This is a genomic window from Streptomyces stoeckheimensis (assembly GCF_045822005.1).
In the GTDB taxonomy this organism is placed as follows: domain Bacteria; phylum Actinomycetota; class Actinomycetes; order Streptomycetales; family Streptomycetaceae; genus Streptomyces; species Streptomyces stoeckheimensis.
In genome coordinates this window covers 5482355-5506130 of sequence record NZ_CP169550.1, presented here as the reverse complement: position 1 = coordinate 5506130, position 23776 = coordinate 5482355, and the positions used below count along the sequence as shown (strand labels likewise).

Genomic DNA, 23776 nt, shown 5'->3' with positions numbered 1-23776 from the left:
CCGGCCTTGGCGCTCACCTGGGTGCTCCCGTCAACTCGTGTTCCGGCGCTGGGGCTTCTTCGGGTACGGCGCTCCCGTGCGGTGCGGGCCCGGATCCGGGTCCCTCTCCGGACCGGGTCCGCCGCTTGCGTTCCAGGAGCAGCGCGGCCGCCGCGACGGCGCCGAGGCCCAGCAGCCCGAGGCCGGTCGCGCCCGCGATGCCCCAGGGCACGAACCAGGCCGAGGTGCTCCCCGTGGCGCGGGCGCCGCCGGGGGCCGTGACGGTGAGGGTCAGGGCGACCCGGTCGAACACGGGCGCGCCGGGCCAGGGTTCGGTCAGCTCGACGCGCTGGCCGGGCAGCACCTCGACCGGCAGGCTGCGGATGCTGCGGCCCGCGACCTTGCCGAGGGTTCCCTCGGCGCTGATGGCGAGCTCGGGCGCGAGGGCCACGTTGCCGCGGTTGACCAGCGTGTACGTGACGCGCGCGGTCGCGCCCTTGCCCCGTACGGCGACGTCCTCGACCGTGAGCGCCGCCAGCGCCGGGCCGTCGACGCGCAGGTGGACCCGTACGCCCACCTCGCGCCCGGCCTCGGTGGCGACGACGGCGGCCGGGTGGTCCCCGGGCGCGGAGCCGGGCGGCACGGTCACGGTGAAGGGGACCACGGCGCGGGTGTGCGCCGGGACCTTGACCGTGGTGACCGCGCCGAAGCTGATCCAGAGGCCCGCGCCGGTCGACTCCCTGGCGGAGCGCACGGCGAAGGCGCCGTCCGCCGTGTTGTAGGCGTCGGCGCCGCGCAGGGTGATGGTGTGCTCCTGGTCGCTGGTGTTGGCCAGGGCGAGGCGGTCCTCCAGCACCGTGCCGGAGGTACCCGAGAGGTAGAAGTACGGGCGGGCCCCGGACTTCGCCGCCGCCGGCGCGCTCCCGGCGACGGGCTCGGCGGTCCAGCCGGGCTCGTCGGCGGCGGCCGGGGCCGCCATCGCGCAGGAGAGCACGGCGGCGGCCACGGCGGCGAGGGCTGCGCGGAGCAGCCCGCCGGGCCTTCGGGGCGAACGGAGCACGGACATGACCGGGTGCGCTCCGTTCAGGACCGGGCCCGCTGGCCGCGGCGGGTCAGCCAGAGCACGCCGGCCGCGCCGGAGAGGATCACGGTGGCTCCGAGGGTTCCGAGGGCGATGGCGGAGTCCTCGGGGCCGGTCTGCGGGAGGCTGTCCCCGGTGGATCCGGTCGATCCGGTGGAGCCGGTGGCGCTGCCGCCGCCGGGGGCCGTCACGTCGAGTTCGAGGGACGGCTTGGGGCTGTTGCCCGGGGTGCAGGTGGTGGTCGTACCCATCGCCTTGATCGTGAGCACACCGGCGGTGAGCGTGACCTTGCCGGACTTCTTGGGCGTGTACGTGCCCGAGAGGTCGCTGATCTTGATGGGGGTGTTGGCGGGTACGGCCTCGGCGTTGGGCGGACCGGAGACCGGTACCGACGCTTTCTCCGCTCCGTCGACCATGATCACGGCACTGGGCGTCATCGCGCCCTTGCCGAGCTCGATGGGGCTGGAGGAGACGCCCTTCTGGAAGGACATCGTCAGCTTGTAGCCGTTGCCCTCCTTGACTCCCTTGATCTCGATCGGCGAGACCGCCGATTTGTCCCCGATGGGGGTCTTGCAGTCGTACTGGACGTCGACAACGGCCGCATGGGCTGCGGGGGCGGCCAGCAGTACCGCCGCCCCCGCCAGCGCGGAGGCCAGCGCGAGCGCGGTGGAGCGTTTCCGGTCGGACACCTTCGTCTTCCCCTCGAACCTTGGGCCACAAGTTACTGACGGCACATCAGATTGGTGGCTCAAGGTAGCCCCGGGGCCCTACGGAGGGAAGACAAAGGACAGGGCCGTATCAACAGTCCGGATTCAGCCTGTTTCAGGCCGTCTTGAGGCCCTTCTGCCAGACGGCCGAGACCAGCGGAACGCCCGGCCGGTAGGCGAGGTGGACGTGGCTGGGGGCGTCGAGCAGGGCCAGGTCCGCGCGGGCGCCGGGGGTCAGGACGCCGATGTCGGTGCGGCGCAGGGCGCGGGCGCCGCCGGCGGTGGCGGACCACAGGGCCTCGTCCGGGGTCATCCCCATGTCGCGGACGGCGAGGGCGATGCAGAACGGCATCGAACTCGTGTAGGAGGAGCCCGGGTTGCAGTCCGTCGACAGCGCCACGGTGGCCCCCGCGTCCAGGAGCCGGCGGGCATCGGGCCACTGCGCGCGGGTGGAGAACTCCGCACCGGGCAGCAGCGTGGCGACGGTGGTGCCGGCCGCCTGGGCGAGGGCGTCCACGTCGGCGTCGGTGAGGTGGGTGCAGTGGTCGGCGGAAGCGGCTTCCAGCTCGACGGCGAGCTGGACGCCGGGGCCGTACGAGAGCTGGTTGGCGTGGACGCGCGGGATCAGCCCGGCGGCGGCGCCGGCGGTGAGGATCGCACGGGCCTGGTCGCCGTCGAAGGCGCCCTTCTCGCAGAACACGTCCACCCAGCGGGCGTACGGGGCGCAGGCGGTCAGCATCTCGCCGGTGACGAGCTCGACGTAGCCCGCCGGGTCGTCGGCGTAGTCCGGGGAGACGATGTGCGCGCCGAGGTAGGTGACCTCCTCGGTGTGCGCGGCGGCGATGCGCAGGGCCCGTGCCTCGTCCTGGACCGTGAGGCCGTAGCCGGACTTGGTCTCGAAGGTGGTGGTGCCCTGGCGGCGGGCCTCGTGGAGGTGGCGCACCAGGTTCGCTTCGAGCGCGGCGTCGGAGGCGGCGCGGGTGGCGGCGACGGTGGTGCGGATGCCTCCGGCGGAGTAGCTGCGGCCGGACATGCGGGCGTTGAACTCGGCGGTGCGGTCGCCCGCGAAGACGAGGTGGGAGTGGGAGTCGACGAAGCCCGGGATGGCCGCCCGGCCCTCGGCGTCGTACGCCGTGTCCGTGGCGGGGGCCTTGTCGGCGGGGCCGACCCAGGTGATCCTGTCGTCCTCGATGACGACTGCGGCGTTCCCGATGAGGCCGAGGGGGGTGCCGTCGCCCAGGGCGGGGTCGTTGGTGACGAGGCTGCCGATGTTGGTGATGGTGGTCGTGGCCATGGTTCCTCGGGGTGGTCGGGACGGTTCTTTCCCCCACCCCGCCCCTTCCCGAAACCGGGGCTCCGCCCCGGGCCCCGTTCCGGGCGCTTCGCGCCCGGTGCGCTCAAACGCCGCGCGGGCTGAAAGTCAGCCCCGCCGGCGTTTGAGGCGCGGGGGTTCGGGGACGGAGCCCCCGGTTTCGGGAAGGGGCGGGGTGGGGGAAGACCCGCCGCAGGCGGAGACGTTGGGCTGAGGCGTTAGCCGCGGAGGGCGGCGATGGTGGCCGCCAGGGTGGACGGGACGTCCTCGATCAGGGTGTGCGACCCGTCGCGGACGATGTGGCGGCCTCCCACGACCGTGTGGCGGACGTCCGCCGCCGAGGCGGCGAAGACGGCCGTCTCCGCGCCGAGGCGGGGCAGCGCGCCGGCCGTGCGGACGGAGTCGAGCGCGATCGTGGTGAAGTCCGCGAGCGCGCCCGCCTCCAGGCGGCCCGCCTCCGACCAGCCGAGGGCGGCGTGCCCGTCCTCCGTGGCGGCGGTGAGCAGGGCGTTCGCCGTCCAGTGCCCCCGCGTACGGCTGCTCAGGCGCTCGTTCAGTTCCATCGCCCGCGCCTCTTCGAGCAGGTCGATCACCGCGTGGCTGTCGCTGCCCAGCGAGAGCGGACTGCCCGCGCGCTGGAGGCGTACGGCCGGACCGATGCCGTCGGCGAGGTCGCGTTCGGTGGTGGGGCACATGCAGGTGCCGGTGGTGGTGGAGCCCAGGAGCGCGATGTCCGCGTCGGTGAGGTGCGTGTTGTGCACCCCGGTGGTGCGCGGGCCGAGCACCCCGTGCTCGGCGAGCAGTTGGGTCGGGGTCAGGCCGTGGGCCGCCAGGCAGGCGTCGTTCTCGGCGGTCTGCTCCGAGAGGTGGACGTGCAGCGGCGCCCGGCGTTCGGACGCCCAGGCGGCGACCGTGGCGAGCTGGTCCGCCGGTACCGCGCGGACCGAGTGGATCGCGGCGCCGATCAGGGCGTGCTCGCGGGGCTTGAGGGCCGAGGCCCGCTCCGCCCAGGCGTCCGCGGTGCCGTCGGAGAAGCGCAGCTGGTGGGGGTTGGGTGCTTCCCCGAAGCCCGCCGACAGGTACGCCGTGTCGAGGAGGGTGATGCGGATGCCGGCCTCGGCGGCGGCCGCGATCAGGGCCTCGCCCATGGCGTTGGGGTCGGCGTACGGGACTCCGCCGGGGGCGTGGTGGACGTAGTGGAACTCGCCCACCGCGGTGATGCCGGCCAGCGCCATCTCGGCGTAGACGGCGCGGGCGAGCGCGAAGTAGCTGTCGGGCGTGAGGTTCTGGGCGACCTTGTACATGAAGTCGCGCCAGGTCCAGAAGGTGCCCGAGCCGACCTGCACCGTCGAGCGCAGGGCCCGGTGGAAGGCGTGGCTGTGCGCGTTGGCCAGGCCCGGGACCGTCAGGCCGCGCAGGACCTCCGCTCCCGGGGGCGGGGTCTCGGCCCCGGTCCGCAGGGCGGAGATCCGCCCGTCGTCCGCTACGTCCAGGGCGACGCCCGGCTCGACATGGGTGCCGAGCCAGGCGTGCTCCAGCCAGTACGTCTTCAACACGTGCCCCTTGAACCGCATGCCAGGCCTTCCAGTACGTCGGCGAGGGCGAGGACGCCCGCCACGCAGTCGTCCTCGGCGGCGAACTCCCGCGGGGAGTGCGAGACCCCGGTGGGGTTGCGCACGAACAGCATGGCGGTCGGGACGGCCGCCGAGAGGATCCCGGCGTCGTGTCCCGCACCCGTGCCGAGCACGGGGACGGACCCGCCGAGGATCCGGTTCATCTCCTCGCGCAGGGCGTGCTCGAACTCGACGACCGGGGTGAAGGACTCCCGGACCACGTCCAGGTCGATCCCCTCCGCGTCCGCGCGCTCGCGGGCGGCCTTCTCGATCGCGGTCACGACCGTGTCGAGGGTGGCCTGGTCGGCGGCGCGGGAGTCGAGCCAGCCGCGTACCAGGGAGGGGATGGCGTTGACCCCGTTGGGCTCGACGGCGATCTTCCCGAAGGTGGCCACGGCCCCGGCGAGGGCCGCCTCGGCGCGGGCCGCGAGCACGGTCTGCGCGTACGTGAGCATCGGGTCGCGGCGGTCGGCCAGCCGGGTGGTGCCGGCGTGGTTGGCCTCGCCGCGGAAGTCGAAGCGCCAGCGGCCGTGCGGCCAGATCGCGGAGGCGATGCCGACCCGGTCCCCGGAGAGGTCGAGGGCGCGGCCCTGTTCCACGTGCAGTTCGACGAAGGCGCCGATGCGGGAGAGGCGTTCGGGGTCGGCGCCGATGGTCTCGGGGTCGTAGCCGGCCGCCTCCATGGCCTGCGGGAGGGAGATCCCGTCCGCGTCGCGGAGCTCGTACGCCTTCTCCTTGGTCAGCTGCCCGGCGCTGAGCCGGGAGCCGACGCAGGCGAGGCCGAAGCGGGCCCCTTCCTCGTCACCGAAGTTGGTGATGGCCAGGGGCCTGGAGAACTCCGCTCCCCTCCTGCGGAGTTCGTCCAGGGCCGCGAAGGAGGACACCACCCCGAGGGGGCCGTCGAAGGCCCCGCCGTCGGGGACGGAGTCCAAGTGGGAGCCGGTGACGACGGCGTCACCGGCTTCGGGGTCGCCGAGCCAGGCCCACTGGTTGCCGTTGCGGTCGGTCTCGTAGGCGAGCCCGCGCTTCTCGGCTTCCGCCTGGAACCAGGTCCGGCAGTCGGCGTCCGCGCCGGTCCAGGCGTGGCGCCGGTACCCGCCGGAGTCCGCGTGCCGGCCGATGGGTGCGAGGTCCGCCCACATGCTGTGGAAGCTGGATTCTCCCCGCCCCGCCCTTCCACCGTTCCCGGGGGCTCCGCCCCCGGACCCCCGCGCCTCAAACGCCGGCGAGGCTGAAGGTGTCACGCCTGGTCACCCTCGCGCATCGGGATGCGGACGCCGCGCTCGTCGGCGACCGTCTCGGCGATGTCGTAGCCGGCGTCGACGTGGCGGATGACGCCCATGCCCGGGTCGTTGGTCAGGACGCGGCGGATCTTCTCGCCCGCGAGCTTCGTGCCGTCGGCGACCGTGACCTGGCCCGCGTGGATGGAGCGGCCCATGCCGACGCCGCCGCCGTGGTGGATGGAGACCCAGGAGGCGCCGGAGGCCACGTTGACCATGGCGTTGAGCAGCGGCCAGTCGGCGATCGCGTCGGAGCCGTCGAGCATGGCCTCGGTCTCGCGGTACGGGGAGGCCACCGAGCCGCAGTCCAGGTGGTCGCGGCCGATGACGAGGGGGGCGGCGAGGGTGCCGTCGGCGACCATCTCGTTGAAGCGCTCGCCGGCCTTGTCGCGCTCGCCGTAGCCGAGCCAGCAGATGCGGGCGGGCAGTCCCTGGAAGTGGACGCGCTCGCCGGCCATCTTGATCCAGCGGTGCAGGGACTCGTTCTCGGGGAAGAGCTCCAGCATCGCCTTGTCGGTCTTGTGGATGTCCGAGGCCTCGCCGGACAGGGCCGCCCAGCGGAAGGGGCCCTTGCCCTCGCAGAAGAGGGGGCGGATGTAGGCGGGGACGAAGCCGGGGAAGGCGAAGGCGCGGTCGTAGCCGGCGAGCTGGGCCTCGCCGCGGATGGAGTTGCCGTAGTCGAAGACCTCGGCTCCCGCGTCCATGAAGCCGACCATGGCCTCGACGTGCGTGGCCATGGACTCGCGGGCGCGGGTGGTGAACCCGGCCGGGTCCTTGGCGGCGTAGGCGGCCATGTCGTCGAAGTCGACGCCCACGGGCAGGTACGCGAGCGGGTCGTGGGCCGAGGTCTGGTCGGTGACGATGTCGATCGGCGCGCCCTCGGCGAGCATCTGCGGGAGCAGCTCGGCGGCGTTGCCGAGCAGCCCGATGGAGAGCGGCTTGCGGGCGTCGCGGGCCTCGACGGCGAGCTGCAGCGCGTGGCGCAGGTCGTTCGCCTTGACGTCGAGGTAGCGGTGCTCGATGCGGCGGTCGATGGCGCGCGGGTCCACGTCGACGCAGATGGCGACGCCGTCGTTCATCGTCACGGCCAGCGGCTGGGCGCCGCCCATCCCGCCGAGGCCGGCGGTGAGGGTGATGGTGCCGGCCAGGGTCCCGTTGAACTTCTTGGCGGCGACGGCGGCGAAGGTCTCGTAGGTGCCCTGGAGGATGCCCTGGGTGCCGATGTAGATCCACGAACCGGCCGTCATCTGGCCGTACATGGTCAGGCCCAGGTTCTCCAGGCGGCGGAACTCCTCCCAGTTGGCCCAGTCGCCGACCAGGTTGGAGTTCGCGAGGAGCACGCGCGGGGCCCACTCGTGGGTCTGCATCACGCCGACCGGGCGGCCGGACTGGACGAGCATCGTCTCGTCCTGCTTGAGGGTCTGGAGGGTGCGGACCATCGCGTCGTACGAGCGCCAGTCGCGGGCGGCCTTGCCGGTGCCGCCGTAGACGACGAGCTTGTCGGGGTGCTCGGCGACCTCGGGGTCGAGGTTGTTCTGGAGCATCCGCAGCGCGGCCTCCTGCTGCCATCCCAGGGTGCTCAGCTCGGTACCTCGTGCGGCCCGTACGGGGCGGGGTCCTGACATGGCGGTGCCTCCTCCGTTGTTGGTCTATCTATTCACATCCTTGCGTCCTGAATAGATTCAGTCAACAGCTGCGGGGGGACGCGCCGGGTGATGGGATGGCGGACATGGCAGTCGACGCACACGCGCACGCCGCCGGAGGCTCAGCCGAGGACGGCTCCGAGCGCTCCGCCCGGCGGCGGGACCTGGCCGTACGGGCCGCCGTGGAGCAGGGTCTGATCGACGAGGACGCACCCCTCGTGTGCCTGCTCGACACGGCCGGCATCCGCGCCTCCGCCGCCGCCCTGACCGGCGCCTTCGCCCGGGCCCTCGCCCCCGGCACCCCCGTCCTGCACGCCTTCGCCGTCAAGGCGGCCCCGCTCGTCCCGGTGCTGCGGCTGCTCGCCGACACCGGGCTCGGCTGCGAGGTGGCCAGCCCCGGCGAGCTGGCCCTGGCCCGCGCGGCCGGGGTCGCTCCGGAGCGCATCGTCCTCGACTCCCCCGCGAAGACGGCCGCCGAGCTGCGGGAGGCCCTCGCCCTGGGCGTCGCCCTGAACGCCGACAACCGCCAGGAGCTGGAACGCCTGGACACCCTCGTCGCGACGGCGCCCACCACCTCCCCGATCGGCGTACGGATCAACACCCAGACCGGTGCCGGCACCATCGACGCCCTCTCCACCGCCACGGCCACCTCGAAGTTCGGCATCGCCCTGCGCGATCCGGGCGCGCGCGAGTGGCTCGTACGGGCCTACCTGGACCGGCCGTGGCTCACCCGGCTGCACACCCACTCGGGCTCCCAGGGGGTACCGCTGGCCCTGATCGCCGAAGGGGTGCGGGAGCTGTACGCGCTGGCCGAGGAGATCAACGCGGCGGCCGGGCGGCGGCAGGTCGACACCCTGGACATCGGCGGCGGGCTGCCGGTGAACTTCGCCTCGGACGCGGCCACCCCCACCTACGAGGACTACGTGAGCGCGCTGCGCTCGGCCGTCCCCGGGCTCTTCTCGGGGGCGTACGGGCTGGTCACGGAGTTCGGGCGGTCGCTGACGGCCAAACACGGGCTGGTGCTCTCACGGGTGGAGTACACGAAGACCGCGGGCGGCCGGGCGATCGCGCTCACGCACGCGGGGGTCCAGCTGGCGACCCGTACGGTCTACGCCCCCGCGGCCTGGCCGCTACGCATCCTCCCCTACTCCCCGAAGGGGACTCCGCTGACCGGACCCCCGGTCGCCCAGGACATCGCCGGACCGGCGTGCTTCGCGGGTGACCTGCTGGCGGCCGCGCGGGAGCTCCCGCTCCTGGCCCCGGGAGACCTGGTCTGCGTCCCCGACACGGGGGCATACGCCTTCACCGCGCACTACGGCTACAACAGCCTGCCCCGCCCGGCGGTACACGGCTACACGGTGACCCCCTCGGGGGTCCGCTTCACCCTGGCCCGCCCAGCCCAGCCCATCCCCTCCATCCCCCCAGAAGCGGGCGCATCCACCCCGGACGCCCTCCTCTAACCCCCGTGGCCGCCCGAACCCACCCCGGCGGGCCCACCCGGGGACCCGACCCTGGGGCTACGCCCGGGAGCCCGCCCCTGGGGCTACGCCCGGGAGCCCGACCCGGCGGCTGCGCCCGGGAGCTGCGCCCCCGGGAACCCGCTGCGCGGGGCGAAGTCCCCTACCCGCCCTTCCACCGTTCCCCGGGCTCCGCCCGGACCCGCGCCTCAAACGCCGGCGAGGCTGGGAGTGTCCCCGGGCGCTGCCCTGACCCGGTCCCCAAACGCCGGACGGCTGAACTTGCTGCGCCCGGGCGGCTGAAAGACTCGCCGCCCGGCCGGGGTCGGAGGGCGGCGGCCCGGGGCGGGGACGGGGACGGGGTGGGGTGTCGGCCTGGACGTAGAGCGTGATTTGTGGCGCGAGAACACCCTTCGCCCTGTCGGAGTAGAGGACAGGGCGCCTAAATCATGCAGTCCAGGCCGACACCCCACCCCGGCCCCGGCACCGACCCACCCGACGCAGCCCGCAGACCCCCACCACGTACAGGCAGACGCCGACCCCAGCCCTACTCCACGAACAGCCCCCGCGCCGCAGCCCTCGCGTCGAAGGCCTCCAGGCGGGCCTGGGCGTCCGGGAGGGCGTCGGCCATGGCCTCCAGCAGCACCCGCCCCAGCAGCATCGGCGCGCACGCCGTGTCGAAGGCCAGGCCGGTGCCGACGGGTGCCGGGATCAGCAGGTCGGAGTGGCGGGCCACCGGCGCGAAGGCCGAATCGGCGACGGTGACCACCGTCAGCCCGGCCCCCCGCGCGTGCGCCAGCGCCTCGGCGACCTCCTTCGGATGGCGCGGCAGCGCGAAGCACAGCAGGGCCGAGGCCCCGGCGCCCGCGGCCGCGTCGATCCGGTCGGCGAGCATCGAGCCGCCCTCGTCGAGCAGCCGGACGTCCGGATGGACCTTCGCGGCGAAGTACGCGAACCCGCGCGCCTGCGAGGAGGCCGCGCGCAGCCCCAGTACGGGCAGCGGGCTCGACCCTGCCAGCAGCCGCCCCGCCTCCCGCACCGGCGCCGGGTCGGCGAGCATCGCGGAGAGCTGCCGCAGGTTCTCGATCTCGCCCTGTACGGCCTGCTGGTACTCGTTGTACGCGTCCTCTTCCCCGCCCCCGGCCCGCTCCGCGGGGGCCACTTCGCGCAGGTGCCGGCGCAGCGCGGGATAGCCGTCGAAGCCCAGCGCCACCGCGAACCGGGTCACCGACGGCTGGCTCACCCCGGCCAGCTCGGCGAGCTCCACGCTCGACAGGAACGGCACCTCCGCCGCGCCGCGCACCATGCAGTGCGCGATCCGCCGCTGGGTCGGCGTCAGCCGGTGCCCTTCGAACAGCTTCTGCAGCCGAGCCGCAGGGCTCTCGCTCATCCCGTTCCCCTCCGTCCCGTCCACCCGGCGGCCGGGCGGCCACCGACGGGATATTCAGTCACCGAGCACTCTGCATGCGGCTATGCAGGACGGCAACCCGATCCCGTCATCCGAGACCTCCCGGCGCCGCCGCGGCCCCTGGGCAATTCGCTTGACCGGCCCGCCGAAGGCGCTTGATCCTCAAGGGCCGGCCGCCGAGATCCACCCGGTCAACCCCCCACCGAATTCAAGCGAATTGGCCCCCATGGTGTCTTCGTCCGTCTCCGCCCCACCGCTGCCCGCAACCCGCCTGTGGACCAGGAACTTCGGCCTGTTCTTCACCGCCCGCATCGTGTCGATGCTGGGCGACACGATGATGCCGGTCGCCCTGGCCGTCGCCATGATCTCGCTCGGCTACGGGGTGAGCGGCATCGGGTACGCGCTGGGCGCCTGGATGGGGTCCTTCGCCCTCTTCATCGTCTTCGGCGGGGTGATCGCGGACCGTTTCCACCCCCTGCCGCAGATGATCGGCGCCGACGCGGTCCGGTGCGTGGCGCAGGGCTCCCTCGCCGTCTACCTCTGGCTCGGCCAACCCACCCTGTGGTTCGTCATCGGCGGATCGGTCCTCGGCGGCATCGCGACCGCGATGTTCCAGCCGGGCACCTCCAGCCTCGTCCCCCAGGTCTCCACCGACCCCACCCAGGCCAACGGGGTGCTGCGGGTGAGCCAGGGGATGGCCACGATGGCCGGGCCGGCGCTCGCCGGCGTGCTGGTCGCCGCCACCTCGACGGCCTGGGTCTTCGTGATCGACGCCGCCACCTTCGCGATCAGCGGGGTCTGCCTGCTGGCGCTGCGGCTCCCCCGCTTCGCACCCGACCGCTCGCAGTCCACCCTCACGAACCTGCGGGAGGGCTGGGACGAGTTCCGCTCCAGGTCCTGGCTGTGGGCGGTGATCCTGATCTGGTGGGTGCTCGGGGTCTTCGTCTGGGGGCCGCTCACCCCGCTCGGCGCGGCCTCGATCATCGCCGAGCACGGCAAGGCCGCCTTCGGGTACGCGGAGGGCGCCTTCGGGGCCGGCTGCGTCCTCGGCGGGCTCGTCGCGATCCGCATCCGCCCGGTCCGCCCGCTGCTCGGCGGCGGCTTCGCGATGTTCCTGTTCCCGATGATGCCGCTGGCCGCGGCTCTGGTCCCGGCCCTGCCGCTGCTCATGCTCGGCTACGCGATCAGCGGTGTGGGCTGGGCGTTCTGGGGCGTGCAGTGGTCCACCACGGTGCAGACCCAGATCCCCGAGGACCGGCTCAACCGCGTGACGGCGTACGAGGTGGGCGGTTCCATCCTCGCCATCCCGCTCGGCCAGGTCCTCTCGGGCCCGGCGAGCAGCCTCGTCGGCGTCCGCCCGCTCCTGCTGGCCGGCGCCGCGATCAGCCTCGGCTGCGCCCTGGCCCTCGTCGTCGTCCGTCCCGTCCGCGGGCTCGTGCGGCGCGATGCGGGGCCGTCCCGCGATACGGGGGCTAGCCCCAGTGCCTGCGAGGACGGCGGCTCCTAGGGTGACGGGATGGAGTCGCAGGAGCTGAAGAAGGAACTCTCCGCCACGCTCGACGCCCGGCGGGAGCTGGGGTCGGAGTACGAGGCCGCGCTGGTGGATTCGTTCGTGGAGAAGGTCGACACGCAGGTGCGCCGGCGCCTCGCGGAGGAGCGGCTCTCCGCGGCCCGCGGCCCCCATCCGGGCGCGGCGGACTCCCTCGAGGGCAACTTCGGCGAGCGCTTCGGCTTCGCGATCATCACCCTGGTGCTGGCGATCCCGCTCTCCGCGATCGGCGCCGCCCAGGCCCATCTCAGCGGTCTGATCGTCGCCTGGCTCGGCATCCTGGGCGTCAACTACGTCCACGCGGCGAAGTTCCGCCGCCGCCACCTCGGCGAGCGCGGTACCGACGCGCTGGACTGACGGGCAGGCAGCAGGGGCGGCGGCCGGAAGGGCCCGAAGACACGCCCTGGGTCCCCGCGCACATGTTTATGCGCGGGGACCGCCGCACCCCGGTTTCCCGGGGGCGGGACGACGGCGGTCCCCGCGCAGGACACGGGCCGGGTCAGGGCCGTCCGCGCGTCCATGGCGTCCAACGCGGTCCGGGAGCCGCTCCGGAGGTGCGCCGACGCCGTTCGTGGTGCCGGCCGGGTCCCGGTTTCCCGGGCTTCCCTGCCGACAACCACCACTGTGCCGGAGCCTTGTTAAGCGGGTGCTGCCGTCACGTGTCGGGCCCGTACCGTTTGCGCGTCGTCCGCGCGCACGCACCCGTACGGCCTACTCGGCCACGGACTACTTGGCGCCCTTGGCCAGGAACGCCAGCAGGTCCTGACGGCTCACCACACCGGTCGGCTTGCCCTCGACCAGCACGATCGCCGCGTCGGCCTCGCCGAGCACCGCCATCAGCTCGGAGACGGGCTCGCCCGATCCGACCTGCGGCAGCGGCGCGCTCATGTGCTTCTCCAGCGGGTCGCCGAGCGAGGCGCCGCCGGCGAACAGCGCCGCCAGCAGCTCCTTCTCGACCACCGAGCCGATGACCTCGGCGGCCATCACGTCGGGGTGACCGGCGCCCGGCTTGACGATCGGCATCTGCGAGACGCCGTACTCGCGCAGCACCTCGATGGCCTCGCCGACGGTCTCCTCGGGGTGCATGTGGACCAGGGAGGGGATGCCGCCCGCCTTGTCCGCGAGCACGTCCCGGATGCGGGCGGAGGGGCCCGTGTCCTCCAGGAAGCCGTGTCCGGCCATCCACTCGTCGTTGAAGATCTTGCTGATGTAGCCGCGCCCGCTGTCCGGGAGCAGGACGACGACCACGTCGTCCGGGCCGAGGCCCTCGGCCGCCCGCAGCGCCGCGACGACCGCCATGCCGCAGGAGCCGCCGACGAGCAGGCCCTCCTCCTTGGCGAGGCGGCGGGTCATCTGGAAGGAGTCCTTGTCGGACACCGCGATGATCTCGTCGGTCACGTTCGGGTCGTAGGCGGTGGGCCAGAAGTCCTCGCCGACGCCCTCGACGAGGTACGGGCGGCCCGAGCCGCCGGAGTAGACCGAGCCCTCGGGGTCCGCGCCGATGATCTTCACGCGGCCGTCGGAGGCCTCCTTGAGGTACCGGCCGGTGCCCGAGATCGTGCCGCCCGTGCCGACGCCGGCGACGAAGTGGGTGATCTTCCCGGCCGTCTGCTCCCAGAGCTCGGGGCCGGTGGTCTCGTAGTGCGAGCGCGAGTTGTTCGGGTTGCTGTACTGGTCGGGCTTCCAGGCGCCCGGGGTCTCGCGCACGAGGCGGTCGGACACGTTGTAGTACGAGTCCGGGTGCTCGGGGTCGACGGCGGTCGGGCAGACCACGACCTCGGCGCCGTACGCGCGCATGACGTTGATCTTGTCAGCCGAGACCTTGTCGGGGCAGACGAAGATGCACTTGTAGCCCTTCTGCTGGGCCACGATGGCGAGTCCTACACCCGTGTTGCCGCTCGTGGGCTCCACGATGGTGCCGCCGGGCTTGAGTGCTCCGCTCTGTTCGGCGGCCTCGATCATCCTGACGGCGATCCGGTCCTTCACGGATCCGCCGGGATTGAAGTACTCGACCTTGGCAAGGACGGTGGCCTGGAGGCCTTCGGTCACACGGTTGAGCTTCACCAGCGGGGTGTTGCCGACGAGGCTGATCATCGAGTCGTGGAATTGCACCATGTTCTCCAAGGAGGGGACTCCACGGGTTCTCCGGGAGGCACCGCCAGACTATGCGGAAAGGGATTGGCCGACCGTCCGTACGGGGCAGGTAGGTCAACAGGACGGCGGGGTCTGCAGGGACGGCGCAGGGATCCGGCCAAAGGGACCGAGAAGGTGGCTTGAAGGGTGTCCAGGGCGAGGACGGCCCGCCGCATCGCGGCGGGAGCGGCGTACGGCGGTGGCGGGCTCGGGCTCGTAGGAGCCGCCGCGGTCGGGCTGGTGGTCGCGGAGATGCAGTTCGCGAAGCGGACGGTCGGCACCGGCCTGCCGGATCCGCCGCGCGCGGACGGGCTGTACGGGAGCGAGTTCGGCGGCCCGGAGCTGAGTCCGGGCCCGCTGCGGTTCGGCGTACTGGGTGATTCCACGGCCGCCGGGCTGGGGGTGCGGCGGGCCCGGCAGACTCCGGGAGCCCTGCTGGCCTCGGGGCTGGCGGCGGTGGCCGAGCGGCCGGTCGAGCTGCGCAACGTGGCGCTCTCGGGTGCCATGTCGGACGACCTGGACCGCCAGACGGGGCTGCTGCTGGACGGCGACGGCCCGCCCCCCGACGTGTGCGTGATCATGATCGGCGCCAACGACGTGACCCGCCGGATGCCGCCCACCCAGTCGGTGCGGCTGCTGACCGCGGCCGTACGCCGGCTGCGGCTCGCGGGCTCCGAGGTGGTGGTCGGCACCTGCCCGGACCTCGGCACCATCGAGCCGGTCTACCAGCCGCTGCGGTGGCTGGCCCGCCGGGTCTCGCGCCAGCTCGCGGCCGCCCAGACGATCGGAGTGCTCGCACTGGGCGCCCGTACCGTCTCGATCGGCGACCTGATGGGGACGGAGTTCGCGGCGAACCCCCGCGAGATGTTCGGACCGGACTCCTACCACCCGTCGGCGGAGGGGTACGCGACCGCGGCGATGGCCATACTGCCGACCCTGTGCGCGGCCCTGGGCGTCTGGCCCGAGTCGGACCGGCTGGACGTCTCGCGCAACGAGGACATGCTCCCGCTGGCCAAGGCCGCCTCGGCCGCGGCGGGCCAGGCCGGCACCGAGGTGACCGGGGCCCGCGGCGCGTGGGCGCTGCTCAAGTACCGGCGCAGGCGCCGGGTGCCGGGCGAGGACCTCACGGAGCGGACCGGAACGGAGCAGACTGGAGGAGCCGGGCCGGACGGCGCGCCGGACGCCCCGGCGGGCGGTGCGGCGGATGCGCCCAGAGCGACCGGAGTCACATCGCAAGGGCAGTGACCTCGACGGTACGGGGCGGTAACTTCGCATGCGGTCCCGGTACGACACCACCTCCCTTGGAGCCCCGATGCCCGAAGCCGTCATCGTTTCCACCGCCCGTTCGCCGATCGGTCGCGCCTTCAAGGGATCCCTCAAGGACGTCCGCCCGGACGACCTGACCGCCACGGTCATCCAGGCCGCCCTCGCCAAGGTTCCCGGGCTGGACCCGCGCGAGATCGACGACCTGATGCTGGGCTGCGGCCTCCCGGGCGGCGAGCAGGGCCACAACCTGGGCCGGATCGTCGCGGTGCAGATGGGCATGGACCACCTGCCCGCCACGACGATCACCCGCTACTGCGCCTCCTCGCTCCAGACCTCCCGGATGGCGCTGCACGCCATCAAGGCGGGCGAGGGCGACGTCTTCATCTCCGCGGGCGTGGAGATGGTCTCCCGGTCCGTGAACGGCTCCTCCGACGGCATCCCGGGCACCCACAACCCGCTCTTCGCCGAGTCCGAGGCCCGTACCAAGGAGGTGGCCGAGTCCACCGGCTCCACCTGGCACGACCCGCGCGAGGACGGCCGCACCCCCGACGCGTACATCGGGATGGGGCAGACCGCGGAGAACCTGGCCCGCCTCAAGGGCGTGACCCGCGCCGACATGGACGAGTTCGGCGTGCGCTCGCAGAACCTGGCCGAGGAAGCCATCAAGAACGGCTTCTGGGCCCGCGAGATCACCCCGGTCACCACCCCGGACGGCACGGTCGTCTCGCAGGACGACGGCCCGCGCGCCGGGGTCACCCTGGAGGCCGTCCAGGGCCTCAAGCCCGTCTTCCGCCCCGACGGTCTGATCACGGCCGGCAACTGCTGCCCGCTGAACGACGGCGCCGCGGCGCTGGTCGTCATGAGCGACACCAAGGCGCGCGAGCTGGGCCTGACCCCGCTGGCCCGGATCGTCTCCACCGGCGTGACCGGCCTCTCCCCCGAGATCATGGGCCTGGGCCCGGTCGAGGCCTCCAAGCAGGCGCTGAAGCGGGCGGGTCTGACCGTCGGCGACATCGACCTCTTCGAGATCAACGAGGCCTTCGCGGCCCAGGTGATCCCCTCCTACCGGGACCTCGAGATCCCGCTGGAGAAGCTGAACGTCAACGGCGGGGCCATCGCCATCGGTCACCCCTTCGGGATGACCGGCGCGCGCATCACGGGCACGCTGATCAACAGCCTGCAGTTCCACGACAAGCAGTTCGGCCTCGAAACCATGTGCGTCGGCGGCGGCCAGGGCATGGCCATGATCATCGAGCGTCTCAGCTAGTCCGCGGCTAGCAGGGCCGTCGGGATCAAGAGCCGAGGCCAGACGCCGTAAGGGATCCGCTTGATCCCATACGGCGTACTGACACCAAATCTAATCCTCTCGCGGCCATTCTGTGACCAAATGTCCCCCAGGATGTGACCTTAGTCCTGGGGGATCCTTGTTTTCGCAGGTCAGGCCTGGTTCGGGTGGGGCTCTCGGGACGAAAGGCCTGTCCAATTCATGACGTAATGCACTGCAAGCCATTCCCAGGGCAGGACAAGCTGATGTAGGAAGTCGGGGGATCGAATCAATCAGGAGTTAGTCAGTGAGCGCCATGTCTCTTGCCCTACTGCTGACCACGGCCGCTGCCACGGCCGTCGGCGCTGCTGCGCTGCACGCCGTCCACGGCCTGCGCAAGCAGGTCACCGCACTGCGCGGTGAGCTGACGGTTTCGCACCCCCGTGGCGCCACCGTCCCGCACGCCCGCAGCGCCGTGGAGTCCCCCGCCGCCGAGATACGAGCCGCCGTCGCCGAGGCCCTGGCCGAGGAGCGCGAGCGCGAGCTCGCCGAGGCGCGCGCCTTCTGGGCCGCCCAGGAGGCCCGTGACGCCGCCGACGCCCCCTCGCTGCTGGGCGGCCTGTCCGGCCTCGGCGAGGAGAGCCCCGTCTTCCTGCCCCGGCAGGCGGACATGGTCGGCCTGGAGCCGCTCCCGGGCGACGACGCCGAGGACTACCAGAGCTACCCGGAGGACTCGCCCGAGCTGGCCGCCGCCCGCCGGCGCCACCCCTCGCACCCGGACTTCGTCCCCGTGCAGGCCTCGCACCCCGGCGCCGACCACGAGCGCACGGTCAACCGCCTGGAGGAGCTCGCGGAGGCCCGTACGGCCCTCGCGGACGTCCGCCCCGGCCCGCTGGGCACCCTGGACGTGTACGTCTTCACCGACGGCACCACGCTCTGCATGACCCCGGGCCACCGGGAGACCGCCGAGCGGCTCGCCGACGCCCTGCGTTCGGGCAGCGCACCGGTCCTGCTGGGCGGCTCGGGCATCTCCGGCGCCTACGCCCTGACCTTCTCCTGCGGCGACTCCGAGGACCCGGACAGCAACGTCTACATCCTCGCCGACCGCGTCATCGCCTCGCTCTGAGTCCCCGCATCGCTCCGCGTCACCGCAGCGCCCTGGCTTCCGCCTGATCCACCAGCCGAACGGCCTCGTCCAGCTCCTCGGACGGGGCCTTCGCCGCATCCGGACCCGGGGCACCCGCGGGGCCCGCCACCGCGGCGTGCAGGGCCTCGGCGAGGTCCAGCCCGGCCACGGCCAGCTGGTCGCCGACGACGAAGATCCCGGCGTCGGGCATCGTCCGCGCCGGAGCCGCCCCCGCCGCGTCCCCGGCGCCCGAGGAGGCCGCCTCCAGCCGCTGCGCCCTCAGCGAGAGCTCCCGGGCCAGGTCCAGCGCCACCTCGGCGGCGCCCTGCTGGAGCCGGCTCTGCGGCGCCGCCCGCAGCCGGTCGGCGAAACGTTCCACGGCGGCGGTCAGGGGTGAGGTATCGAGCACCCGGCCGACCTTACGCGCCGCCGCGGCGCCATTGCCAACGGGCGAACTCTCCGGCACGGTGGCGTGAAGAGAACAGCACAGCACGGCGATACCCCCGGAGGCGCCCATGTCCGTCGAGTTCTCCGAACAGACCCACCGCAACATGATCGACAGAATCCCTCAGACCACCGGTCGTGAACTCTCCGACTGGCTCCGGGCCGTGGACGACGGCCCCTCCCTCGTCCGGTTCGAAGAGAAGGTCAGCTGGCTGCTCGGCGCGCACGAGCTGTCGTACGGCCAGGCCAAGGCGATCATCCACGAGTACGACCTGCGCAGGGCCGCCCGCAAGTTCGGCTGACCCGGCCCCCGCCCCCGTCCGTAGCCCCCGACATGCGGGAAGGCCCCGCGAGCGCTTGCTCGCGGGGCCTTCCTCAGCTCAAGCAGTGCGTACTAGTCGCCCTTGAGGATGGAGATCAGGCGCAGCATCTCCATGTAGATCCACACCAGGGTCATGGTGAGGCCGAAGGCCGCCAGCCAGGACTCCTCGCGGGGGGCGCCGTAGGTCACGCCGTCCTCGACCATCTTGAAGTCCATGGCGAGGAAGGCGGCACCGAGGATGATGCCGATGACACCGAAGAGGATGCCGAGGCCGCCGCTGCGGAAGCCGAGGCCGTCGCCGCCCGCGAAGACCGAGAACAGCAGGTTGACGACCATCAGGAGCATGAAGCCGATGGCGGCCGCCGTCACGAAGCCGACGAAGCGCCGGTTCACGGTGATCCAGCGCATCTTGTACGCGATCAGCACGCCGGCGAAGACGCACATCGTGCCCATGACGGCCTGGACGACCGTGCCGGGACCGACGTAGGTGCTGACGGCCGAGCTGATGACGCCGAGGAAGACGCCCTCGAAGGCCGCGTACGCCAGGATCAGCGCCGGGACGGGCTTGGCCTTGAACGACTGGACCATCGCGAAGACGAACGCGATGAGCGCGGCGCCGATGGCGATGCCGTACGACTTGTTGATGTTGGCCGGGTCGACCGGAAGCGCGATCCAGGAGACGGCCGCCGTCAGGATGACCGTGCCGAGCGTCAGAGCCGTACGGCTCACGACGTCGTCGATGGTCATCGCGTTGCCGCGGACCGGAGCCTGCGGCATGCCCGTGGCCGGGTCGGTCGCGTAGGGGTTGGTCGCGTACGGGTTGGTGGCGGTCCCGGCCTGGGCCTGGGGCTGCTGCGTGCCGAAGCCCGCATAAGCACCGTTGTCGCGGCTGAACCCCCGTCGCGAGAAGACCGGGTTGCTGCTCCTCATCTCACTCCTCCATGGCCACCGTGCGCGGCCTTGGAATCAAGAGTAATGCGAACGCAAAGAAATCGCCCTACTGCTGGAGGAGGATCTTTCCCCACTGGTACGGGACTGGTACGGGCCCCGCTCCGCGGGACGGGCGGGGGCACTCGTGGCGCCCCCGCCCTCCGCGTGTTCCGGCCTGAAACGGAACATCCTCACCATCAGCGTGCCCGAAGCCGGACTTGAACCGGCACGACCCGAGGGTCAGCGAGGTTTAAGCTCGCCGTGTCTGCATTCCACCATCCGGGCAGGGCGTAGCGGCCCCGTAGGAAAAGCCTTGAACGCTACGCCGAGCCTATCCGGAACGCTTACGCCCCCACCTGGGCGTCTCGCCGATGTTGTCTGATTTTATTGGCGCTTGATGGCTCGTCAGGGGACAGAAGCCACGGTCGGTACGTTCCGGGCGTCGATCATGGCCGCCACGGGATTGACGGGATTTCGATGGCCCGCGCCACCCCGCACGCCACCCCGTGCGCCACCCCCTCGGCCCGGCTCCGCTTCCGGGCCGTTTCCACCTCCGGTTCCACCCCGTTTCCGGCTCCGTCTCCGGCTCCGCTCCGCCGCGCGCCCCGGCTTCCGCTCCCCGCTCCCGCGCCGCCCGCCCGGCGGCCTCCCCCGCCCCTCCCCCGGGCTGCCGTCATACCAAAGGAGGAGGCGCGGCCCTCCGTGGTCAGTCTCCGGTGGACCGGAGAACGGGCATCACGGCTGATCCGGAGCGGGGGTGGGCGCCGCGACGATGGAGGAGTCCCGCCAACCGCGGACCGTGAGCCCGGTCCGCCCCTTGAGGAGTCGCCTCCGTGACCACCATGAACTACGCCCCGCACACCTCCCAGGCCGTCGCCGCGCGCGCCACCGGCCTCTCCAAGGTGTACGGCCAGGGCGAGACCCAGGTGGTCGCTCTGGACAACGTCTCCGTGGACTTCGCGGCGGGCCAGTTCACCGCGATCATGGGCCCCTCGGGCTCCGGCAAGTCCACGCTGATGCACTGCGTCGCCGGCCTGGACACCTTCTCCGCCGGGTCCGTCCGCATCGGCGAGACCGAGCTGTCCACGCTGAAGGACAAGCAGCTCACGCAGCTGCGCCGGGACAAGATCGGCTTCATCTTCCAGGCCTTCAACCTGCTGCCGACCCTGACGGCCCTGGAGAACATCACGCTCCCCATGGACATCGCCGGCCGCAAGCCCGACCGGCAGTGGCTGGACGCGGTGATCAACATGGTCGGCCTCTCCGACCGCCTCTCCCACCGCCCCACCCAGCTCTCCGGCGGCCAGCAGCAGCGCGTGGCCGTGGCCCGCGCCCTGGCCTCCCGCCCCGAGATCATCTTCGGCGACGAGCCCACCGGAAACCTCGACTCGCGCTCCGGCGCCGAGGTCCTCGGCTTCCTGCGCAACTCCGTGCGCGAGCTCGGCCAGACCGTCGTCATGGTCACCCACGACCCGGTCGCCGCCTCCTACGCGGACCGCGTCATCTTCCTCGCCGACGGCCGCATCGTCGACGAGATGATCCAGCCCACCGCGGACGGCGTGCTCGACCGCATGAAGGCCTTCGACGCCAAGGGCCGCACCAGCTGAGGGACGCACCCTCCCCGTCCCCGCTGACCCCCGAACACCCCTGGGATTCCTCCACCATGTTCCGTACCGCCCTGCGCAACGTGCTCGCGCACAAGGCCCGGCTGCTGATGACGGTGCTCGCCGTCGTCCTCGGCGTCGCCTTCGTCTCCGGCACGCTCGTCTTCACCGACACCGTCGGCAAGGCGATGTCGAACCAGTCCGCCAAGAGCTTCGACGGCGTGGCCGTCTCGGTCACCTCCTACGGCGCCCCCCGCAACGACGAGGGCGTCAAGGAGGGCGAGCCGGGCATCAGCCAGCAGACCCTGGACAAGGTCAAGGCCCTCGGCGGCGTCGACTCCGCGTCCGGCCGCGTCCACGGCTTCGCCGCCGTGGGCGACCAGGACGGCAAGCTGATCGGCAACGGCTGGTCCAACACCGGCGCCAACTTCGTCCCCCTCAAGGACGGCAAGGACCCCCGCTACGCCTTCACCGAGGGCAACGGCCCGGCCAAGGCCGGCGAGATCGCCCTCGACCAGGAGACGGCCAAGCGCGGCAAGTACGAGGTGGGCGACAAGGTCCGGGTGGCCGACAACGGCCCGGCCAAGGAGTACACGCTCACCGGCGTCTTCACCACCGAGGACGGCGCGGTCAACGCGGGCGGCTCGCTCGTCCTGTTCGACACCCCGACCGCCCAGCAGCTCTACCTGGAGCCGGGCTACTACGACGAGCTCGCGGTCAGCGCGAAGGCCGGCACCTCCGCCGACCAGCTGCTCACCGAGATCAAGCCGCTCGTCGGCAAGGACGCCAAGGCCCAGACCGGCGCGGCGCTCGCCGCCCAGCAGGCCAAGGACATCGAAGCCGGCATGAACAGCATGAACCAGATGCTGCTGACCTTCGCGCTGATCTCCCTCTTCGTGGGCATCTTCCTGATCTACAACACCTTCACCATGCTGGTCGCCCAGCGCACGAAGGAGCTGGCCCTGCTGCGCGCCGTCGGCGCCAACCGCGGCCAGGTCAAGCGCTCGGTCCTGGCCGAGGCCCTGGTCGTCGGCGTGATCTCCTCCGCCATCGGCCTGATCGTCGGCGTCGGGCTCGCCGTCGGCATGCGCTCCGCGATGAACGCCTTCGACGTCAAGATCCCGGCCGGCCCGCTGGTCGTCGCCCCCGTCACCATCGCCGCCGCGATCGTCATCGGCGTCGTCGTCACGATGCTCGCCGCCTGGCTGCCCGCGCGCCGCACCGCCAAGATCTCCCCGGTCGCCGCCATGGGCAGCGCCCACCTGCCGGCCTCCTCGAAGTCCCTGGTGCTGCGCAACAGCATCGGCGGCGCCGTCACCCTCCTCGGTCTGCTGGGCATCCTCGGCGGAGCGATGAGCGGGAAGGACGGCAAGATGCTCATCGGTGCCGGCGCCTTCCTCACGATGATCGGCATCATCATCCTGCTGCCGGCCCTCTCCCGCCCGGTCATCGCGGCGGTCCGCCCGCTGCTGGAGAAGGTCTTCGGCGTCGCCGGCAAGCTGGCCGCGCAGAACGCGGTCCGCAACCCGCGCCGCACCGCCGTCACCGCCGCCTCGCTGGCCATCGGCCTGACCCTGGTCACCGCCCTGTCGGTACTCGGCATCACGATGGGCAAGGCCATCGACCGGATGACGACGGACAACCTCAAGGCCGACTACAAGGTCTCCATGGGCGAAGCCTTCGGCAGCATGGACCCCTCCGTGCTCCCCGCGCTGGAGAAGGCCCCGGGCGTCAAGGCCGTCTCCCCGCAGCAGGCCGGCAGCATCCGGGTCGGCGACGACTACCGCTCCGTCTCCGGAGTCAACCCCGCCACCATCGGGCAGCTCCTCAACTTCGACGTGGTCAGCGGTCAGCTCACCAGCCTCGCCAAGGGCGAGGTGGCCGTCGCCGAGAAGACCGCGAAGGAGCAGGGGCTGTCGGTCGGTTCCCCCCTCAACGCCACCTTCGGCGACAACAAGAAGGCGGACCTGAAGGTCGGCGCGATCTACAAGGACATGGAGGGCATGCTCTCCCCCTACGTGATCGACTACAAGATCCTCACCGAGCACAGCGAGGAGCCGTACATCCGCGAGGTCTTCGTCAAGGTGGACGGCGGCGCCTCCGAGAAGGGCGAGAAGGCCCTCGTCGACGCCCTCGGCAAGAACCCGGCGATCACCTTCGCCACCCAGCAGGACATCCGCAACGAGATGGGCGGCATGATCAACACCGCCCTGAACATCATGTACGGCCTGCTCGCCATGGCACTGATCATCTCGGTCCTCGGCGTCGTCAACACCCTGGCGATGTCCGTGTACGAGCGGACGCAGGAGATCGGCATGCTGCGGGCCATCGGCCTGGACCGCGGCCGGGTCAAGAACATGATCCGGCTGGAAGCCATCGTGATCTCGCTCTTCGGCGCGGTGATCGGCGTGGCCCTCGGCACCTTCATCGCCTGGGCCGTGGGCGAGACCATCAAGGGCTCGATCCCGAACTACGCCCTGGTGATCCCCTTCGACCGGATCGCGATCTTCATGCTGCTGGCCGGCATCGTCGGCGCCCTGGCGGCCATGTGGCCCGCCCGCAGCGCGGCCCGGCTGAACATGCTGACCGCGATCAAGACGGAGTAGCAGCCGTACGAGCACACCCGCACGAAGCCGCAGGGCCCCGCGACATCCCGTC

At 72.2% G+C, this 23776-nt stretch carries 19 protein-coding genes and 1 tRNA gene; 9 read left to right on the top strand and 11 right to left on the bottom strand.

Annotated elements, in window-relative coordinates; all coding sequences use genetic code 11:
• Positions 1-13: 13 nt before the first annotated feature.
• From ACE1OC_RS25020 to hutU, 6 genes are all read right to left on the bottom strand, one after another.
• A complete protein-coding gene (locus ACE1OC_RS25020; RefSeq protein ID WP_407838898.1) occupies positions 14-1045 on the bottom strand; it encodes a hypothetical protein in 1032 nt (343 codons plus the stop codon).
• Positions 1046-1062: 17 nt separating this feature from the next.
• The gene (locus ACE1OC_RS25015) at positions 1063-1749 is read right to left on the bottom strand and encodes an LPXTG cell wall anchor domain-containing protein (RefSeq protein ID WP_407838897.1); all 687 of its coding nucleotides are present in this window, start codon (positions 1747-1749) and stop codon (positions 1063-1065) included.
• A gap of 133 nt (positions 1750-1882) precedes the next feature.
• On the bottom strand, positions 1883-3061 hold the full coding sequence (hutI, locus tag ACE1OC_RS25010; RefSeq protein WP_407838896.1) for an imidazolonepropionase: 1179 nt from the start codon (positions 3059-3061) through the stop codon (positions 1883-1885).
• A gap of 236 nt (positions 3062-3297) precedes the next feature.
• On the bottom strand, positions 3298-4653 hold the full coding sequence (locus ACE1OC_RS25005; RefSeq protein WP_407838895.1) for a formimidoylglutamate deiminase: 1356 nt from the start codon (positions 4651-4653) through the stop codon (positions 3298-3300).
• Entirely contained in the window at positions 4629-5834 is a 1206-nt protein-coding gene (locus tag ACE1OC_RS25000; RefSeq protein WP_407838894.1) for an allantoate amidohydrolase, read from the bottom strand. The genes ACE1OC_RS25005 and ACE1OC_RS25000 overlap by 25 nt, the downstream gene beginning before the upstream one ends.
• Before the next feature lie 98 nt (positions 5835-5932).
• A complete protein-coding gene (gene hutU, locus ACE1OC_RS24995; protein WP_407838893.1) occupies positions 5933-7597 on the bottom strand; it encodes a urocanate hydratase in 1665 nt (554 codons plus the stop codon).
• A 104-nt stretch (positions 7598-7701) separates the two neighbouring features.
• Between hutU and ACE1OC_RS24990 the strand changes: the two genes are divergently transcribed.
• On the top strand, positions 7702-9075 hold the full coding sequence (locus ACE1OC_RS24990; protein WP_407838892.1) for a diaminopimelate decarboxylase: 1374 nt from the start codon (positions 7702-7704) through the stop codon (positions 9073-9075).
• 544 nt (positions 9076-9619) lie between these two features.
• Here ACE1OC_RS24990 and ACE1OC_RS24985 read toward each other — a convergent pair.
• Positions 9620-10462 carry a MurR/RpiR family transcriptional regulator gene (locus ACE1OC_RS24985; protein ID WP_407838891.1) on the bottom strand — a complete coding sequence of 281 codons (843 nt, stop codon included), beginning with the start codon at positions 10460-10462 and terminating at the stop codon, positions 9620-9622.
• 244 nt (positions 10463-10706) lie between these two features.
• Between ACE1OC_RS24985 and ACE1OC_RS24980 the strand changes: the two genes are divergently transcribed.
• Together ACE1OC_RS24980 and ACE1OC_RS24975 are read left to right on the top strand one after the other, a co-directional pair.
• Positions 10707-11987, top strand: coding sequence for an MFS transporter (locus tag ACE1OC_RS24980; RefSeq protein WP_407838890.1), 1281 nt, complete (start codon positions 10707-10709; stop codon positions 11985-11987).
• Positions 11988-11996: 9 nt separating this feature from the next.
• A complete protein-coding gene (locus ACE1OC_RS24975; protein ID WP_407838889.1) occupies positions 11997-12386 on the top strand; it encodes a hypothetical protein in 390 nt (129 codons plus the stop codon).
• Positions 12387-12755: 369 nt separating this feature from the next.
• Here ACE1OC_RS24975 and ACE1OC_RS24970 read toward each other — a convergent pair whose 3' ends face one another.
• Complete coding sequence (locus ACE1OC_RS24970; RefSeq protein WP_407841676.1) at positions 12756-14141, bottom strand: cystathionine beta-synthase; 1386 nt, start codon at positions 14139-14141, stop codon at positions 12756-12758.
• A 168-nt stretch (positions 14142-14309) separates the two neighbouring features.
• Here ACE1OC_RS24970 and ACE1OC_RS24965 point away from each other — a divergent pair, with 168 nt between their 5' ends.
• The 3 genes from ACE1OC_RS24965 to ACE1OC_RS24955 all read left to right on the top strand — a co-directional run bounded on the left by ACE1OC_RS24965 (position 14310) and on the right by ACE1OC_RS24955 (position 17818).
• Positions 14310-15407 (top strand): SGNH/GDSL hydrolase family protein, encoded by a 1098-nt coding sequence (locus ACE1OC_RS24965; RefSeq protein ID WP_407838888.1) that lies wholly within the window; start codon positions 14310-14312, stop codon positions 15405-15407.
• Positions 15408-15474: 67 nt separating this feature from the next.
• Positions 15475-16695 carry an acetyl-CoA C-acetyltransferase gene (locus ACE1OC_RS24960; protein WP_254387615.1) on the top strand — a complete coding sequence of 407 codons (1221 nt, stop codon included), beginning with the start codon at positions 15475-15477 and terminating at the stop codon, positions 16693-16695.
• 313 nt (positions 16696-17008) lie between these two features.
• Positions 17009-17818, top strand: coding sequence for a hypothetical protein (locus ACE1OC_RS24955; RefSeq protein WP_407841675.1), 810 nt, complete (start codon positions 17009-17011; stop codon positions 17816-17818).
• 19 nt (positions 17819-17837) lie between these two features.
• Here ACE1OC_RS24955 and ACE1OC_RS24950 read toward each other — a convergent pair whose 3' ends face one another.
• Positions 17838-18227, bottom strand: a complete 390-nt coding sequence (locus ACE1OC_RS24950) for a hypothetical protein (RefSeq protein WP_407838887.1) — start codon at positions 18225-18227, stop codon at positions 17838-17840.
• A gap of 106 nt (positions 18228-18333) precedes the next feature.
• Here ACE1OC_RS24950 and ACE1OC_RS24945 point away from each other — a divergent pair, with 106 nt between their 5' ends.
• A complete protein-coding gene (locus ACE1OC_RS24945) occupies positions 18334-18564 on the top strand; it encodes a DUF4287 domain-containing protein (protein ID WP_250736957.1) in 231 nt (76 codons plus the stop codon).
• 92 nt (positions 18565-18656) lie between these two features.
• Here the strand turns inward: ACE1OC_RS24945 and ACE1OC_RS24940 are convergent, their stop codons facing one another.
• Both ACE1OC_RS24940 and ACE1OC_RS24935 read right to left on the bottom strand, forming a co-directional pair.
• Positions 18657-19514, bottom strand: a complete 858-nt coding sequence (locus ACE1OC_RS24940) for a Bax inhibitor-1/YccA family membrane protein (protein ID WP_407838886.1) — start codon at positions 19512-19514, stop codon at positions 18657-18659.
• A 203-nt stretch (positions 19515-19717) separates the two neighbouring features.
• Positions 19718-19799: transfer RNA gene (locus ACE1OC_RS24935), tRNA-Leu, on the bottom strand.
• Between the two features lie 557 nt (positions 19800-20356).
• Between ACE1OC_RS24935 and ACE1OC_RS24930 the strand changes: the two genes are divergently transcribed.
• Positions 20357-21121, top strand: a complete 765-nt coding sequence (locus tag ACE1OC_RS24930) for an ABC transporter ATP-binding protein (RefSeq protein ID WP_407841674.1) — start codon at positions 20357-20359, stop codon at positions 21119-21121.
• A 56-nt stretch (positions 21122-21177) separates the two neighbouring features.
• Positions 21178-23724: an ABC transporter permease gene (locus tag ACE1OC_RS24925; RefSeq protein WP_407838885.1), complete on the top strand. Its 2547-nt coding sequence runs from the start codon at positions 21178-21180 to the stop codon at positions 23722-23724.
• The last annotated feature ends 52 nt before the right edge of the window (positions 23725-23776 follow it).

Bases quoted from the DNA above. Each gene is read 5' to 3' on its own strand.
- ACE1OC_RS25020 (WP_407838898.1), bottom strand. From the start codon at position 1,045: ATGTCCGTGCTCCGTTCGCCCCGAAGGCCCGGCGGGCTGCTCCGCGCA.
- hutI (WP_407838896.1), bottom strand. From the start codon at position 3,061: ATGGCCACGACCACCATCACCAACATCGGCAGCCTCGTCACCAACGAC.
- ACE1OC_RS25005 (WP_407838895.1), bottom strand. From the start codon at position 4,653: ATGCGGTTCAAGGGGCACGTGTTGAAGACGTACTGGCTGGAGCACGCC.
- ACE1OC_RS25000 (WP_407838894.1), bottom strand. From the start codon at position 5,834: ATGTGGGCGGACCTCGCACCCATCGGCCGGCACGCGGACTCCGGCGGG.
- hutU (WP_407838893.1), bottom strand. From the start codon at position 7,597: ATGTCAGGACCCCGCCCCGTACGGGCCGCACGAGGTACCGAGCTGAGC.
- ACE1OC_RS24990 (WP_407838892.1), top strand. From the start codon at position 7,702: ATGGCAGTCGACGCACACGCGCACGCCGCCGGAGGCTCAGCCGAGGAC.
- ACE1OC_RS24985 (WP_407838891.1), bottom strand. From the start codon at position 10,462: ATGAGCGAGAGCCCTGCGGCTCGGCTGCAGAAGCTGTTCGAAGGGCAC.
- ACE1OC_RS24980 (WP_407838890.1), top strand. From the start codon at position 10,707: ATGGTGTCTTCGTCCGTCTCCGCCCCACCGCTGCCCGCAACCCGCCTG.
- ACE1OC_RS24975 (WP_407838889.1), top strand. From the start codon at position 11,997: ATGGAGTCGCAGGAGCTGAAGAAGGAACTCTCCGCCACGCTCGACGCC.
- ACE1OC_RS24960 (WP_254387615.1), top strand. From the start codon at position 15,475: ATGCCCGAAGCCGTCATCGTTTCCACCGCCCGTTCGCCGATCGGTCGC.
- ACE1OC_RS24955 (WP_407841675.1), top strand. From the start codon at position 17,009: ATGTCTCTTGCCCTACTGCTGACCACGGCCGCTGCCACGGCCGTCGGC.
- ACE1OC_RS24945 (WP_250736957.1), top strand. From the start codon at position 18,334: ATGTCCGTCGAGTTCTCCGAACAGACCCACCGCAACATGATCGACAGA.
- ACE1OC_RS24940 (WP_407838886.1), bottom strand. From the start codon at position 19,514: ATGAGGAGCAGCAACCCGGTCTTCTCGCGACGGGGGTTCAGCCGCGAC.
- ACE1OC_RS24930 (WP_407841674.1), top strand. From the start codon at position 20,357: ATGAACTACGCCCCGCACACCTCCCAGGCCGTCGCCGCGCGCGCCACC.
- ACE1OC_RS24925 (WP_407838885.1), top strand. From the start codon at position 21,178: ATGTTCCGTACCGCCCTGCGCAACGTGCTCGCGCACAAGGCCCGGCTG.